Annotated in this window: 15 protein-coding genes; 5 read left to right on the forward strand and 10 right to left on the reverse strand. The window is 39.6% G+C overall.

The features are described 5' to 3' along the window. Positions 1-88: 88 nt before the first annotated feature. From ACM03V_RS07885 to ACM03V_RS07915, 7 genes are all read right to left on the reverse strand, one after another. Positions 89-1564 (reverse strand): TrkH family potassium uptake protein, encoded by a 1476-nt coding sequence (locus ACM03V_RS07885; protein WP_414620216.1) that lies wholly within the window; start codon positions 1562-1564, stop codon positions 89-91. A gap of 1 nt (position 1565) precedes the next feature. Beyond that, the gene (locus ACM03V_RS07890; protein ID WP_414620217.1) at positions 1566-2228 is read right to left on the reverse strand and encodes a potassium channel family protein; all 663 of its coding nucleotides are present in this window, start codon (positions 2226-2228) and stop codon (positions 1566-1568) included. Between the two features lie 102 nt (positions 2229-2330). Next, positions 2331-2738, reverse strand: coding sequence for a potassium channel family protein (locus ACM03V_RS07895; RefSeq protein ID WP_414620218.1), 408 nt, complete (start codon positions 2736-2738; stop codon positions 2331-2333). A 66-nt stretch (positions 2739-2804) separates the two neighbouring features. Beyond that, the gene (locus ACM03V_RS07900) at positions 2805-3461 is read right to left on the reverse strand and encodes a response regulator (RefSeq protein ID WP_414620219.1); all 657 of its coding nucleotides are present in this window, start codon (positions 3459-3461) and stop codon (positions 2805-2807) included. Next, a complete protein-coding gene (locus tag ACM03V_RS07905; protein WP_414620220.1) occupies positions 3454-5334 on the reverse strand; it encodes an ATP-binding protein in 1881 nt (626 codons plus the stop codon). The genes ACM03V_RS07900 and ACM03V_RS07905 overlap by 8 nt, the downstream gene beginning before the upstream one ends. 245 nt (positions 5335-5579) lie before the next feature. After that, the gene (locus ACM03V_RS07910; RefSeq protein ID WP_414620221.1) at positions 5580-6398 is read right to left on the reverse strand and encodes a sugar phosphate nucleotidyltransferase; all 819 of its coding nucleotides are present in this window, start codon (positions 6396-6398) and stop codon (positions 5580-5582) included. A 266-nt stretch (positions 6399-6664) separates the two neighbouring features. Beyond that, positions 6665-6994: a YkvA family protein gene (locus ACM03V_RS07915; RefSeq protein ID WP_414620222.1), complete on the reverse strand. Its 330-nt coding sequence runs from the start codon at positions 6992-6994 to the stop codon at positions 6665-6667. A gap of 219 nt (positions 6995-7213) precedes the next feature. On the opposite strand from ACM03V_RS07915, the gene ACM03V_RS07920 reads away from it, so the two are divergent. The 3 genes from ACM03V_RS07920 to ACM03V_RS07930 all read left to right on the forward strand — a co-directional run bounded on the left by ACM03V_RS07920 (position 7214) and on the right by ACM03V_RS07930 (position 9538). After that, the gene (locus ACM03V_RS07920; RefSeq protein ID WP_414620223.1) at positions 7214-7996 is read left to right on the forward strand and encodes a MotA/TolQ/ExbB proton channel family protein; all 783 of its coding nucleotides are present in this window, start codon (positions 7214-7216) and stop codon (positions 7994-7996) included. 323 nt (positions 7997-8319) lie between these two features. Continuing rightward, entirely contained in the window at positions 8320-9033 is a 714-nt protein-coding gene (locus tag ACM03V_RS07925) for an ExbD/TolR family protein (protein WP_414620224.1), read from the forward strand. Between the two features lie 139 nt (positions 9034-9172). Beyond that, positions 9173-9538: a phage holin family protein gene (locus ACM03V_RS07930; protein WP_414620225.1), complete on the forward strand. Its 366-nt coding sequence runs from the start codon at positions 9173-9175 to the stop codon at positions 9536-9538. A 302-nt stretch (positions 9539-9840) separates the two neighbouring features. Here ACM03V_RS07930 and psb29 read toward each other — a convergent pair whose 3' ends face one another. Further along, positions 9841-10542: a photosystem II biogenesis protein Psp29 gene (psb29, locus tag ACM03V_RS07935; RefSeq protein WP_414620226.1), complete on the reverse strand. Its 702-nt coding sequence runs from the start codon at positions 10540-10542 to the stop codon at positions 9841-9843. Between the two features lie 264 nt (positions 10543-10806). Here psb29 and ACM03V_RS07940 point away from each other — a divergent pair, with 264 nt between their 5' ends. Then, complete coding sequence (locus ACM03V_RS07940; RefSeq protein WP_414620227.1) at positions 10807-11391, forward strand: chromophore lyase CpcT/CpeT; 585 nt, start codon at positions 10807-10809, stop codon at positions 11389-11391. 16 nt (positions 11392-11407) lie between these two features. Here ACM03V_RS07940 and ACM03V_RS07945 read toward each other — a convergent pair whose 3' ends face one another. Then, complete coding sequence (locus tag ACM03V_RS07945; RefSeq protein WP_414620228.1) at positions 11408-11776, reverse strand: STAS domain-containing protein; 369 nt, start codon at positions 11774-11776, stop codon at positions 11408-11410. A 235-nt stretch (positions 11777-12011) separates the two neighbouring features. Further along, positions 12012-13052, reverse strand: a complete 1041-nt coding sequence (gene hemF, locus ACM03V_RS07950; protein WP_414620229.1) for an oxygen-dependent coproporphyrinogen oxidase — start codon at positions 13050-13052, stop codon at positions 12012-12014. A 757-nt stretch (positions 13053-13809) separates the two neighbouring features. Here hemF and ACM03V_RS07955 point away from each other — a divergent pair. Next, positions 13810-14331, forward strand: a complete 522-nt coding sequence (locus tag ACM03V_RS07955) for an SRPBCC family protein (RefSeq protein WP_414620230.1) — start codon at positions 13810-13812, stop codon at positions 14329-14331. Positions 14332-14545: the final 214 nt, after the last annotated feature.

The raw sequence follows: 14545 nt of genomic DNA on the forward strand, positions 1-14545 counted from the left end.
GCAGAGGAAGAAATTTAGAGAGAAAGAAGCCATATCTCTCCTCTGCGAAACTTTGCGAAACCTCCGCGTACCTTTGCGTTTCAACAAATCACGCCAAAATTGGACGGGTATCGCGCAACAAACGCACTACTCCCACAAACACCGTGAAGAATTCCAAACGCCCTAAAAACATTCCTACAGTTTCTGCCCACAACAAACCAGGTGCAGCATCCGCAGCCGTTACCCCTACCGATAAACCCACTGTTCCCATAGCGCTGGCATATTCAAACAAACTTTCTTGCAGCGTGTAACCGTGAGCGGCGATAATCGCGCTACCAATACCAAAAATCATTAAATAAAGAAATACAAATATACTAATTTGCTTAACTTGGTCGTTTTGCATAAATTGCCGTTGTTCACCTTGCCAAATATAAGCTTCATTAACTGTCCCAGATGGCATTAACATCCGGCGTATTTCCCACATTAAAGCGCGATAAAGGATATATACGCGGATTTGTTTGATACCGCCTGCTGTCGAACCACTTCCGCCACCAATTAACATTAATAGTATTAATATCAACCATCCCAAACCATTCCAATCGGTATATCCCACAGTAGAAAAACCAGTTGTCGAAAGAGCGGTGATGGTTTCAAATATAGAGACTCGAATTGCTTTACCTAAGTTAGGATATAGTGGCAGAACCACACCAAAGAACAAAACAACGCTACACAAGACATACAGTAAAAATTGCAGCCGTATTTCTCCGTTACGCATCACCGATTTGAACTTACCCGTCAGCAACATATAGCTAGTGACAAAGTTGAATGCTCCCACAATCATTAATATATTTGTTACTACTTCGACAGCAGTATTATCCCAGTAACCGATAGATTCGGGACGAGTGGAAAAACCTCCTGTAGAAACAGCAGCGAAGGAATGGTTAATCGCGTCAAAGAAACTCATTCCCGCCAAATCTAGCGCTATGGTTCCTACTACGATATATCCTAAATAAATAACTAAAACCAGCTTTGCAGAACGTCGCACGTTAGGAACCAACTGCTCGGTACGCCCTTCCGCACTCGCTAAACCAGAACCACTAGGTCCCGCGATCGCACTCAATGTAATAATCGCCAATCCCGCTCCACCAAACAGTTCTATGGTGCTGCGGTAAAGTAATATCAACCGCGAAGCTTTGGTTACGTCTACCACCGAAAGCCCCGTTGTTGTCCAACCGCTGGTTGATTCAAACATTGCCTGGGTAAAGTTCAATCCCTGCACCGTCATTAACGGTACCGTACCGACAAGAATTGCTACCAACCACGACAAAACAACAATTACCGCACCTTCTTGTAAAGTCAAGCTGGTGGCTTTTTTAGGAGCTAAACTGCGCCATAAGAGAAAGCCCACAGCGCAAAGTATGATACCAGGAATCAGAAAAGCCCAAGCCAGTGAAACTTCTTCTGGGTAAGCAATTAAGGCAATTAAGGGTGAAAGTAAAGCGAGTCCGGAAATCAGACAAACTAAACCCGTGTAACCAAAAATAGCGCGGTAACGCTGACGTAAAAAGCTTTTGTAACGACTCATATTAAACTTTCTCCCCCATAATTGTACGTTGAGCCTTAGCACAGTAATCTGATTGACTGATTAAAATCAGGCGATCGCCACTCCGCAAACGGCTGTATTCCTTAGCTTGTAAGACACTTCCACCGCGAATAATGCAGGCGATCGCCGCTCCATTCAAATTCAATTGTTCGGGGGTTTTCTCAACAGCAGGACTATCATCTTGTAGCGTCATTTCTGTTAAGGTAACTTCCGTATCTGCGACAGGTAGTAAATTTTTAATATCTTGAATATCTGCTTGCTGTTCAATTAAAGAACCGAGAATTTCTGTAGCTGAAAACGCTTGAGTCACACCCAATTTTTGGAAAACTTCGCGGTTATCGGGGTCATTAACTAAAGCAACAGTACGAGGAACCCCATAACGATCTTGAGCAATTTGACAAGCAACCAAATTATCTTGGTCAAGAGCCGTCAAAGCCAACAAAACATCAGCACTATAAGCACCAGCTTCTTGAAGTATTATAGGGTTGCTACCGTCACCTTTAATAACCGTTGCTTTCAGCTTTCGAGACAATGTTAAAGCTTGGGTTTCATTGGGAGTAATAATAGTTAGTTGATAGCCCTTACTAGCAAACTGTCTGCCTAAAAAATAAACTAATTTATCACTGCCAATTAGAATGATTTTCATAAAATATCATAAAAGGTTAAAGGTCAAAGGTTAGAGGTCAAAACTTAAATATTGAAATTACTAACAACTAACAACTATCTACTATCTACTAACTACTAACAACTAATTTAAACTTTTCACAAAAGCTTCCGCAGAAAGTTGCGTCGGACTAATTGTTTCAATACCAAATTCGCGGTAAATTGCTTCGCGATTTGGATCGAATACGCGAGCTAATACCCTGGGAATGTCAAACAACTTTTTGGCTATTTGCGCCACCATAATATTAATATTGTCAGAGTCGGTAACAGCTAGCAAGCAATCTGCTTTATCGGCTTTCGCACTTCGCAATACAGCAAGTTCCGTTGCATCACCAACAATCTGAAAACCGCTAAATTCCCCTCCCAAATGATCAAAAACAGATTCGTGGCGATCGATAACTACAACAGAATTACCTTCACCACTCAATTGACTCGCCAAAATTGAACCCAAACGACCGCAACCTACAACTACAATGTATTGAGACTTTGCCATTTTTTTGAAATATATTTTCTATTACCAATTACCAATTTCCCATGCCCTATGCCCAATCCCCAATTCTTACATCTTCAAACGAGATTTTGGCGAAGCTGTGGCTCGTTCCAAATTTTTCTGTGCTGGCTTGTAAGCTGGATCTAAATCTGTAGCAACGCGATAATTTTTTTTTGCTTGTAAACTATCGCCAGTTACTTCTAAAAGTTCTCCTAACATATTAAATGCTTCGGCATTATTAGGATTTGTACCAATTGCTTGTTTAACTAAAGTTATCGCTTCTTCAAATTGACGTTTGCTGACACGGTGTTTGGCTGCTGACATCAATGAGTCGTAATCTGTTGGTAAATCTGAAACGTTTTCTCTACCTAATACCCTTGCTACTAATTCGCGAATTTCTTTGGGGGTAAAAGGTTTTTGCATAAAGTCTACTGCGCCTAATTTCATTGCTTCTACGGCATTTTCAACGTTACCATGAGCCGATATCATAATTACGTGTAAATCGGGTAGACGTTCTTTTGCTTTTTCCAATACTTCTAAACCGTTCATTCCCGGCATTTGCAAATCTAGGAGCATTAATTGAGGGTCATATTCTTCAAGTTGAGCAAGTGCTTCTTGTCCGTTGATAGCTGTTTTAACAGTATAACCTTGGGGTTGCAAACATTGAGCTACCGTTAATCGAATATTTTTTTCATCATCTACAACTAAAATTCTTGTTTCAGACATTAGTTAGTTCTCCTTGTTTATTGGATTGTTTATCAGAATTTTGACTTAAATGTGTATTTATTGGCAGTGTAAAATTAAACCTACTACCCTGACCCACTGTGGAATCTACCCAGATAATGCCGCCGTGAGCTTTGACAATCTCCTTACATATAGATAATCCTAAGCCGCTACCCCCGATATCGCGTTCTGTTTTGACTTGCACAAATTTGTCAAAAATTTTGCTTTGAAATGCGGGAGCAATTCCGGGTCCATCATCGCTTACTGAAAAGTAAATTGAGTTACCGTGTTGTGTTGCTGCAATTTCAATTTGCGATTCTGCATAGCGTAAAGCGTTTGCGACCAAATTTGTTAATACCCAAGTAATTTTATTCGCATCGGCGTTTACCTCCGGTAATTCTTCTATTGGTTTTTTATTTAATTTGATATTCTTTTCTTGAGTTTGCACTTTAAATAATGATATTACTTTATCGATAATAAAATTAGCTTTAATAGGTACTCTTTCCATATCAATTCGACCGGATTCTATCTTAGAAAGGTCGAGTAGATCGTTTACCAAACTCCGCAACCGCTGTACATCTTCGGAAGCGGCTAATAATAATTCTTGCTCTGATTCCGATAACTTTTGTTGTGCGGTTTCCAAAAGTAGATCGATACTCATTGCCATTCCCGTTAAAGGAGTTCGCAATTCGTGAGAAGCTGTCATCACAAAATCACTTTTTAACTGATCGATTTGTTTAAATTTAGTCACATCTTGCAACAGCAAAACTACACCTAATCGTTTACCATCTTCAGTTTTTACCGGAGTCGTAACGTAGCGATAGAAATACTCAATGCCGTTTTTTTCTAAAGTTAAAACCGATTTATCTGGGTTTAATTGTGAAGACTCGCCAGCTTCCGCTGTAGCTTGAATTTCATTATACAAAGTCCTATCTTCAATAACTTCTAAATAATGTCTTCCTTCTGCTAATTTAGGTTTAGCATTAAATAAACTTGCAGCTGTCGGATTAATATCAATAATATTACAGCGGTCATCTACTACTATAATTCCGTCAGTAATACTATCAATAATTGCTTCATTGCGCTGTTTTTGAGCAATAATTGTATTAACATTTAAAGCGTGAAAATTCTTGAGTTTTTGGCTCATAGAATTGATTTCTCCCGCCAAATGTCCCAACTCATCGTTAGATTGTACCGGAATATTGACATCATAATTACCACCAGCAACTTCCTCAGTCGCTTCCGTAATTTTCTTCAACGGGCGGGTTAAATTTTTGGAAAGAATTAGGCTAAAACTTAATCCCAATACAGCAGCAGAAGAACCCGCAAATATCATTGATGCGATCGCATTTCGAGAAGTAACTTGTGCTTGTTGCGAAGCTGCTTCCATCGTCTGCTGGTTCAAGTTTCGTAACTCGATAGAAGCTTGACGTACTGCTTCAAACTTGGGTAAAACCGATCGCTCGTAAAAACTTCTCGCCGTTTCGGGTTGATTTTGTAAAGAGCGAAATTGAGTAACGCTGCTCACATACTCTCGATAGCTTTTTTCTAACTGAGCTAAAATATCAGCTTCGCCATCGATAGTAATATTATCCTTAGCTCGCGACAGCCATTGCAGAAACTCAACTTGATTATCTGCGAATAAATTAATAGCGTTAGTATTATCTGCCGACAGCGAAATCAAATTAGCGCTATCTTGACGCTCCAAAGCTTCCACCATTCCTTGAGCAGCGCGAATACTGCGGTAATTTTCCCGCAAAATCGCTTCACTAGCCTGCCCCAAACGCCAAATATTCGCAACACCCCACATACCCAAAAGTATAACTAAGGCGAGACTAACACCATAACCAGCGAGAATCTTGGTTCTCAGCTTCACCGCATTCTACCCTCTCCAAATGCAAATGAAATTACAATACCAAAATTCGGTTAGCGCTCCTCTCATTCCTCCGACGGAATATTAGTTTATCTTTAGATAGTGGTTGTATTTAAAGTATTTAAGAAATACATAAATATTTTTATAATTATTATCAGATATATCTATTTCAAAGACAAAAAAAGTAATATCTCCCCTCAGCGAAACTTTGCGAAACCTCCGCGTAACTTTGCGTTTAAAAAAAATAATTACTCAAACCCATCACCAAACCCTCTTACAGCCTTAATCAAATCATCAGGGGTACCAATATCCAAATAACTACCATTTCTAAAAGCTTCCGCTTCCACTTGCAAACCTTGATTTATAGCAGCTTGAATCACATTCCCAATCGGAATTTCCGGCAAATTAAGTAAATTTATATCTTCTTTAACAGCAATCAAATACTCATGTAGAAACTCAGTAAACTCAGGTTTCCAAACAGCAATTCCCCACATAAAACGTAAATCTGACTGAAATGGCTTTTCAATTATCGAAATAACCTTACCCGTATCATCAAAATCCACCATACCAGCTTTCTGGGGTTTATCCGTAGGAAATAGTCCCAAAACCACATCAGCTTTACTTGCTTTCAAACGTTTTAATATTTGGATAAAAGCATCTTTTGGTTCAAATAAAATATCGGGAAAACCTAAAGCTATCACAGCATCTTTAACAAAAGGATAAGCACTATCCAAAGTAAAAGGTACGCCATAAGGTAAACCCATAATTAGATAACCCAAATTCATTGCCAGCATTTCACCATCGCCAAAATATGCCGGAATATCCCATTTACCCGGACGCAAAATAAAATATGCTTTATCAATACCCGCTAGCTGCATCTTTTCAAGCAAGTAGTGAGAAACAACTTTAGGACGTAATCTTGCTCGATTATTTTGATTATTTTTTTTAATATCATCAACATCACCCCGAAAACCCACAGGATATAACTCCTTACTCAAAGGTAAAGGAGAAATTCGCGTAGCCTTTCCACCAGCGGGAATTAGTCCGATGACAGGGAGATTTTTCATAAGATGGGGGGATGGGGAGATGGGGGGATGGGGAGATGGGGGGATAGGGGGACAAGGGGACAAGGAGAAGAATTAGTTAGTTGCTACTTGCTACTTGCTACTCATAACTCATAACTCCTAACTGTATGTCCCTTTCGGGACACGCTATGTCCTATCGGACACGCTCCGCTAACGCTAACACTGTTCACTGAAAAAAAATATCCCCCTTTCTCGGCGCATTGGCAAGCGGAAAAAGGAGGTTGATAAGTTTTATTTCGCGACTAATACTATTTTACGGAAACAGCATCAACATCGATAGTATCTGCACTTTTATTTCTTGCAGCCGCATCGGTTGTGCTATCTGAATCATTTGTATCTGTATCTGTAACTCCCTTACGTGATTTGAAGCCTTCGATAAGCAATTGTGAGAATTCGCTGACTAATAGCGTTAACACAAAAACGTCGTCAATTTGTCCGACAATCGGGAAAATATCGGGAATTACATCAATCGGACTCACAAAATATACGAGAGTCCCTAAAAGTACCCACCAACGGTATTTGGGATTACGAATTAAACCACGATACCATTCATAAACTGATTGAATTGAGTATTTCATCTTTTTTACCTCAACATACCTTTAATTTTGACAAAATATGACCATTCCGAACTGTGGGAATAACCGCCCTATTATGGTAAGGAATATGCTACTAACTTTCTGCTTATCTGGTAGATATTAAATATACGTTCTTTTCATAAAAATGTAGAACTTGTGCATTAATCTCTAAAATTAAAGTGGTGTGAATTTGGTTGAGGATGAACGGAGGAGACTTGTAAAATGAATATTGAAGATATAGTACGTAAGATTGGGCCTGTAGTGTGGCCTTTGCTTTTTTTCTCGATTTTATCTTTGAGCGTAATTTTCGAGCGGCTATGGTTCTGGCTGCGAATTTTAACTCAAGAAAGGAAGATTGTCGATCGCGTATTAGACGCAGCTCGGGATGATTGGGGACTAGCTGCCGAAATTGCCGAAAGAGCAGATCGTCAACCTATTGGTAGGTTTCTCTATGCGCCTTTAAGTTTACCAAGAAGAGATCCCGAAACTTTTAGATTGGCGCTCGAAGCAACGGCAGAAAATGAATTATCTTTAATGCGTCGCGGCGAAAAAGTTTTAGAGTTGGTAATTGCCGTTGCACCTTTATTAGGATTATTTGGTACCGTTTGGGGTTTGATTCAATCTCTTGAGTCAATTAATATTTCGGATTTGGGTACCTCCGCTACTGCTGGAGCGACTTCTGGTATTGGTGAATCGCTATACAGTACGGCAGCCGGATTAGTAGTTGCGATCGTCAGTTTGATTTTCTATCGATACTTTCAAGCTTTGCTAGTTAATCAAGTCAAGGTTTTCCGTCAGGCTGGGAATGAGATGGAGTTGCTTTATCGTCAATTTCCTCCAACTGATACCACTCTTAGACCTCGTAGAGCGCTATCTGAAGTAGTTGTAGGAGATAAAGATACCAAGCAGGAAAATTCTAGAAGCCCGCGTAAGCGAGGGAGAAATAAGTTTTCGGAACCTCCTCAAACAACAGAATCCGATTCACCCGAATCTGAAGATAAATAATCGCTTACATTTGCCAAAACGATAATACACGCTCCACACACACACTGCGTAAATTTAATTTTCAGCAACGGCGTGTTTTTTTCTTTTTATCGAGCTTATGCGCTACCGCGCACGCTGCGCTAACAGCTTTCTGCTACGAGCGATTTTAATACCCCACCGTAAAGACGGTGCAAGCACTATTAGCTAATAACTAATAGCTAATAGCTAATAGCTTTATTTTTTAGATTGGGTTCGCGCTTGAATAAGCCTGCCTTGCAATTAATTAGTAGTCCCTTACTTCCATCTGATTCCTGTTGCCGTAAGCACGTGGTGAGAATTAACAAATGAAAATAAACCTAAATAATCCGACTGAAGAAGTTCAAGTTCAAATTATCCCGTTAATCGACGTTGTTTTTTGCATTCTGACATTTTTTATTTTGGCATCGTTACAATTTACTCGCCAACAATCAATCAACATCGATTTACCCCAAGCTAACACTGCTTCATCAAGCGTACAAGGCCAGACAGAACGAGAAATTTTGCCCGTTACCATTGATGCAGTCGGTCAAATTTATGTCGAAAAAGATCGGGTAGAGCGCCAGCAGCTAGGAGATATCTTAAAGAACTATCTTGCAGCAAATCCTCAAGGTACTCTTGTACTATATGCTTCGCGATCGGCAACTTATAATGATGTAATTGAAATATTAGATTTGCTGCGACAAGTCGGTGGTGACAGGGTATCTTTAGCAATTATACCCGGTTCTGAAGAACAGCCTGCAAATCCATTACAGCCACTTCCCAATTTACCGATCAATCCAGGGGCTACTCCTGGTGGAGCCATACCTTTACCAGGCTCGCCACTCACTCCCGCTCCTAACTTACCTCCAAACAACCCCAACCTTAACTTACCTCCCGGCAGCACTCAAATTCCACTTCCTAGCATCCCCAATCAACCACAAACCGGACAAGAAGTTCCACCAGCATCTGCTCCGACAGCACCAGCACCAGGCGCAACTGTTGCACCAGCAGCGCCCGGAGGTAATGATAGTCCAGAGTAAGGGCAGAGGGAGAGGAGGAGACAAGGGGAGATGGGGTGATGGGGTGATGGGGTGAAGATTTTAATCCAAAATCTAAAATTATTTAACTCCTAACTCCTCACTCCTAACTTTTAACCTTAAATTCACAGGAGTTTTTTAAATGAATATCATTGCGCTTTTAGTTGCTTGGTTAGTAACAGCCGTCAGCTTTTTAATTATTAGCAAAATTCCATTGATAGGAGTTGAAGTTGATTCTCTAAATAAAAGCTTTGTTTCTGCGGCTGTTCTCGGTATTATTAACGTATTAGTTAGACCAATCTTCAGTCTATTTTTTCTAATACCAAATGTTCTAACCTTGACTTTATTTCAAGGCTTGTTTACCTTTATTATTTCGGTTATTTGTTTCGGTCTTGCAGCTTTTCTAGTACAAGGATTTCGCTTGCGTTACGGAATTTGGAGCGCAATAATGGGAGCGTTAACACTCTCATTTGTTAGCAGCATAATTTACCATATTTTACCTTTTTGATCTCAAAAGTTAGGAGCGATAAATCAAGATTTACCTCCTAACTTCTTCACGAGTAATCGAGAAATCAGTTTAGTCCATTTTAGATTTTGGATTGTTCTCTTTCTTTAAAAAAGCAGCTTACCAACTCCAGATTTTATGCTTTAAATTAAAGATTTTAAGATTTGGGTATTTTAGATTATCTTCTACTTGAATTAGGGACTTATTTTTAATTTAAAATCCAAAATCCAAAATCCAAAATCCAAAAGAAACGCATCCGTTGTTAAAATCTAAAATCCAAAATCTAAAATCTAAAATCTTGAGGTTCATTCTTGAGAGGGAGGTGCAACTTTAGTCTCGGAATTCTGAGCGCGTTGCTCGCGTCTTTTACGATCTGCTGCAACCATATCAGCCATTACTATTGCAGCTTGAGCCATTTTATCCAAGTTTGAACGGTATAAATCTAAATCTTTACTCAGTTTATCTTCAGATAAATTCAAGCTATTTGCAATAGTTTTTAAAGCTTCGTTGCGGAGTTTTTCGTCTTTAACCATTTCTGGATCTGACGATTCCAATAAAGTATATAAACCAATCGCAAATAAACGGCTGTATTTGAATGAAGGATTATTCGCAATGCTTTCTAATAGTGCTTGCAAATCGGAATCATTACCCAAACGCTTTTCGCTTAAATTAGCAACTAAATCTTTTGCCGGTATGCTTTTAGCTAATTCCTCCAACCGTTGAGCATCTTGCCTATATTGCTGTGGATCTTCTTCCACAGACTTAATCAAAGCATTATAAATCGATTCCTTGTCTTCGTCGGGTTTATAACCCTGCATAAATCGGTCAAAAGTGGTCACAACACCCAAAGCATAAATGGGGTCGTATTTGAAATCGGCGTTTACACTAAGTAGGTGCATTTCTACCATTAACTCTTCTACCACCCGACGATAAATCGTATTGATTGGACGGGTGTGAAGACTGTAGAAAGTTCTTTTTGTTTCAGAAACGGTACGGACGTTATTCACGAAGAAATTTTTATTAATTTTAAGGGCAATGTAAACTTATTCTCGCGCTTGTAGGCAACTTTGCCAAGTAATGGTTAAGAAACAATTACTACGGAAAATGCATCCTACTCGCCGATTAGAAGCAATTACAGTTTTACAAATGACTGTTTCATGCTGTAAAAAAAAGGTCACAACCATATTTTAAGTATGGCAATAGAAAATACAAACCCCTTTCCCTATATAATCAACCCATATTTATATTAGTTTAATCTTTAAAAAGTGTTTATGACTTCTTCACCACATTTAAGTATCTTAGCCCAATACCTGGCGGGTGAGTTTGAGAATAAACAACAAGCAATGTCAGAACCTGCTTGGTACGTTAATTTGCTGATGTGGCAAAGACCTGTCTCTTTATTTGGGGAAGACAGTGTAGCTTTATTTGCCGAGCAAGCAAATATTCTCAATATAGAACAACCTTACCGTCAGCGAATCATGCGGATTACACCTAGTAGCGCTGATGCCGAATTTAAAGTTCAGTATTATATGTTTAAAGACCCAAATGCATGGCGTGGTGCAGGTCGCAATTATACATTACTTGAGGCTTTAACTACTGAAGAAATCGATATTCTACCGGGATGCGTTTTGAGTCTAAATACAGAAATCCTAGCTCAAGACCAATACAAATTTATTGCAAAACCTATACCAGATAATCGCTGCACGTTTGATTATGCTGGTAAGACTCTAGAAGTTTCTTTAGGATTTGAAGCAACCCAAAAGGAATTTCTCAGCTATGACAAAGGAATCGATCCAGAAACGCGAAAAGCAACTTGGGGAGCGATTTTAGGTCCTTATCGCTACACCAAGCTGTAACAGTACTAAAAAAGTTTCAGCTAGCAATACTGCGAGGTACACCTTCTAAAGCTTCCTCTTCAGTTTCAAATATTTCAAATACGGTATCCATCATTGTTACTTCAAATACTAATTTCGCTTCTGGATGTACGTTACAAATACGGAAGCTACCCTTTACTTTGTCCGCATCGCGCATTCCAGCAACTAAAGAAGTAAGACCAGAACTATCAATAAAGTTTACCTGTCCTAAATTTACAACTACATGGGGGCTGAGTTTAGAAATACATTCCTGTAGCTTCAAACGAAACTGCCAAGCTGTGGTAATGTCTAAACGACCAGTAGGCGATAAAACGATGACGGTTTTTCCGTCCTGAGTTGTATAACTTTTTTGTTCTATATGAATCATAAAGGTTTCCCTTAGCACTCTTCAAACTAACTACTAATTGGATACAGCTATTTCTGCAAAATACTGGTGAAATTTATAACGCTAATCTATAGTTACTATCGTATTTCCCTATATATGAAAACAGGGTGTTTCATCAGTAACAAGAATAATTAATGCTGTAGCTAGAGATTAACTTGCTACAGCCTCAATTGTCACCTTGCACAAATGGCATCTTTAGTAGTTTAGCTCACATTATTTAGGTATGTCTCTGTTTCCAGTTAACCCAATCTTGAGGCTTGAGGAAGGTTTCGTACAATTCGGCTTCTGGGGAACCTGGTTCTGGCTGATACCCATACTGCCAGCGTACTAAGGGTGGTAAGGACATCAAAATGGACTCAGTACGTCCGTTGGTTTGCAAACCAAAAATGGTTCCCCGGTCGTAAACCAAATTAAATTCTACATACCTACCCCGACGATATAGCTGAAAATCTCGTTGGCGATCGCTATATTCCATCGGATGTCTTTTTTTCACAATTGGCAGATAAGCTGGTAAAAATGATTTACCGCATTCTTGGGCAAAGGCAAATATTTCTTCCCAGCTACGAGTAGGTAGTTCGCCAATTTCATTGCTGTACTCAGCTGCTGCTTTATCTGCATGAGGGCCGCGATACAAAGCACCAGTTCCGTCTTGGTAATCGAAGAATAAACCACCGACACCTCTGGTTTCATCGCGATGCTTGAGGTAAAAATATTCATCGCACCAGCGCTTGAACACCGGATAATATTCTTGATGGTGCTTATCGCAAGCCTGTTTATAAGTTTCGTGAAAATGCATTGCATCTTCGGCAAAAGGATAGTAAGGAGTCATATCCGCACCACCACCGAACCACCAAACCGGGCCAGCTTCAAAGTAGCGATAATTCAGATGAACGGTAGGAACGTAAGGATTGCGGGGATGTAGCACCATTGAAGTTCCCGTCGCATAAAACTTATGTCCTTCGGCTTCCGGACGATTTGCAATAATCGAAGGTGGTAATTTAGTTCCCCAAACTTCCGAAAAATTTACACCACCTTGTTCAAAAATTGCACCCTCCTGTAAAACTCGCGATCGCCCTCCACCACCTTCGGGACGTTCCCAACTATCTTCTTGAAATTGTCCCGCGCCATCCACTTCAGCTAAAGATTGAGAAATTTGATCTTGTAACTGCTTCATAAAAGCACTGACTCTAGCCTTAGCGTCAGATGGCGGTAAAGATTGAGAAGAAGGCGATTTGGGGGAGGTTGGCGATGTCAACATATTTTCTGAACCTAAATAACGATTTCTATTTTTTCCGCGAGCAGAACTATTTGAGTATTAAATCCCGCACTCAGGTTTCACCCGAATCATTGGGATGGAATGTAAATATCTCACGCACGTAATTTTCCGGTAACGTAGATAAACTTATTCTGCCTCAAATAGGTATACGCTTTTAAATTGGTTAACTTTTTGCAACTTTTTTATCTGAGTATTCTAATATAGAGACTAAATTCTGTAACAATATCCTGTAAGCGGCTGCTGTGAAGGGGCATTAACTCAAGAAGGCATAGAATACTTTTATCTAGTGGCGATCGAGAATAAGGGTTTTGTAGTTCTATACTCAAACCTGACTTGAATTGCTGTAACTGCTTTTATACAGAGCCTTTTATCTAAAATTGTGGCTAAATAAAGTCAAGAATCTATATCGTAGCTTACATTAATAAGCACGCATTTCCTATTGGAGGAAGAAGATATTAGCATCTTGTTTAATGTATTAAAAGGAAAATTAACAAAAAAAAATCTTGCTCGCATAGCACAATACAGCCTCTTAAATCTTGCCTTAAAGAATATTTATGCAGCTTGAAATATCAGCTAAATAATAAAAGCAGTTTATCCAATCTGTATGAAGAAACTCCACAGGTAACGATTTTTTGAAAGCTCCGAAAATTTCTTAAACTGGAACTAGTAAAAGTTACCCAACAAACCCAAAGACGGTAGACAAACTCAGATTCGGTGTGTAGCCGGGAGGATTAAGAGAATGCAAGGTTGGTTATCAAAATTTATCAACCGCAAGCGTCGTCGAGTTTGCGTTTCTCTGGTGCGAAGTTATCGAGAAATTAGTCCTGCTTCTGTAGATGAAATATGGCATAAAGTTGTTGACTTGGCAGATGTTTCCTGGCACCCATTATTTAAAAGTACTAACGTACCTTACGGATTAGTACCCAAGCCAGGATTGATTTATCAAGCAGTTACCCGTCTTTCACCAATTCCAATCCGCATTTTTGTCGAGCGCGTCAATCCCAGGGAACTGTTAAGCGTGAGAGTATTAGCAATCCCCGGCGTAGAAGAACGAATTAGTTACAAAATAGAGTCCACAGTTTGCGGTAGTTGTTTGTCTTATTCGGTTACTTTACGCGGTTGGCTGTCTCCCTTGGTTTGGTCTTTTTCTCGTCCTTATGCAGACAAAGTAGCGCGGGCTTTAATCGAAGCCGTTGAAGAAGCCGCAATTAAGGCAGTATCCGGAAAAAGGAAATCGACGTTGCAATCGGAATTATTTTGAAAAGGGAATGGGGGATTGGTAATTGGTAGTTGGTAATTGGGCATTAGACTTAGGAGTTAGGAATTAGGAGTCGCGAGTAATTATTTTCTCCTTGTTCCCTTGTCCCCATCTCTTCCCATCTCCTTATCCCCCAATGCCCAATGCCCTATCCCCTATGCCCAATTAATTAGATAATATTTTTTGTTAAATAAGTTTTCAACATTAAGAGTGCAAA

The sequence above is a fragment of the Calothrix sp. CCY 0018 genome, from assembly GCF_963920925.1.
Classification (GTDB): Bacteria; Cyanobacteriota; Cyanobacteriia; order Cyanobacteriales; family Nostocaceae; genus Rivularia.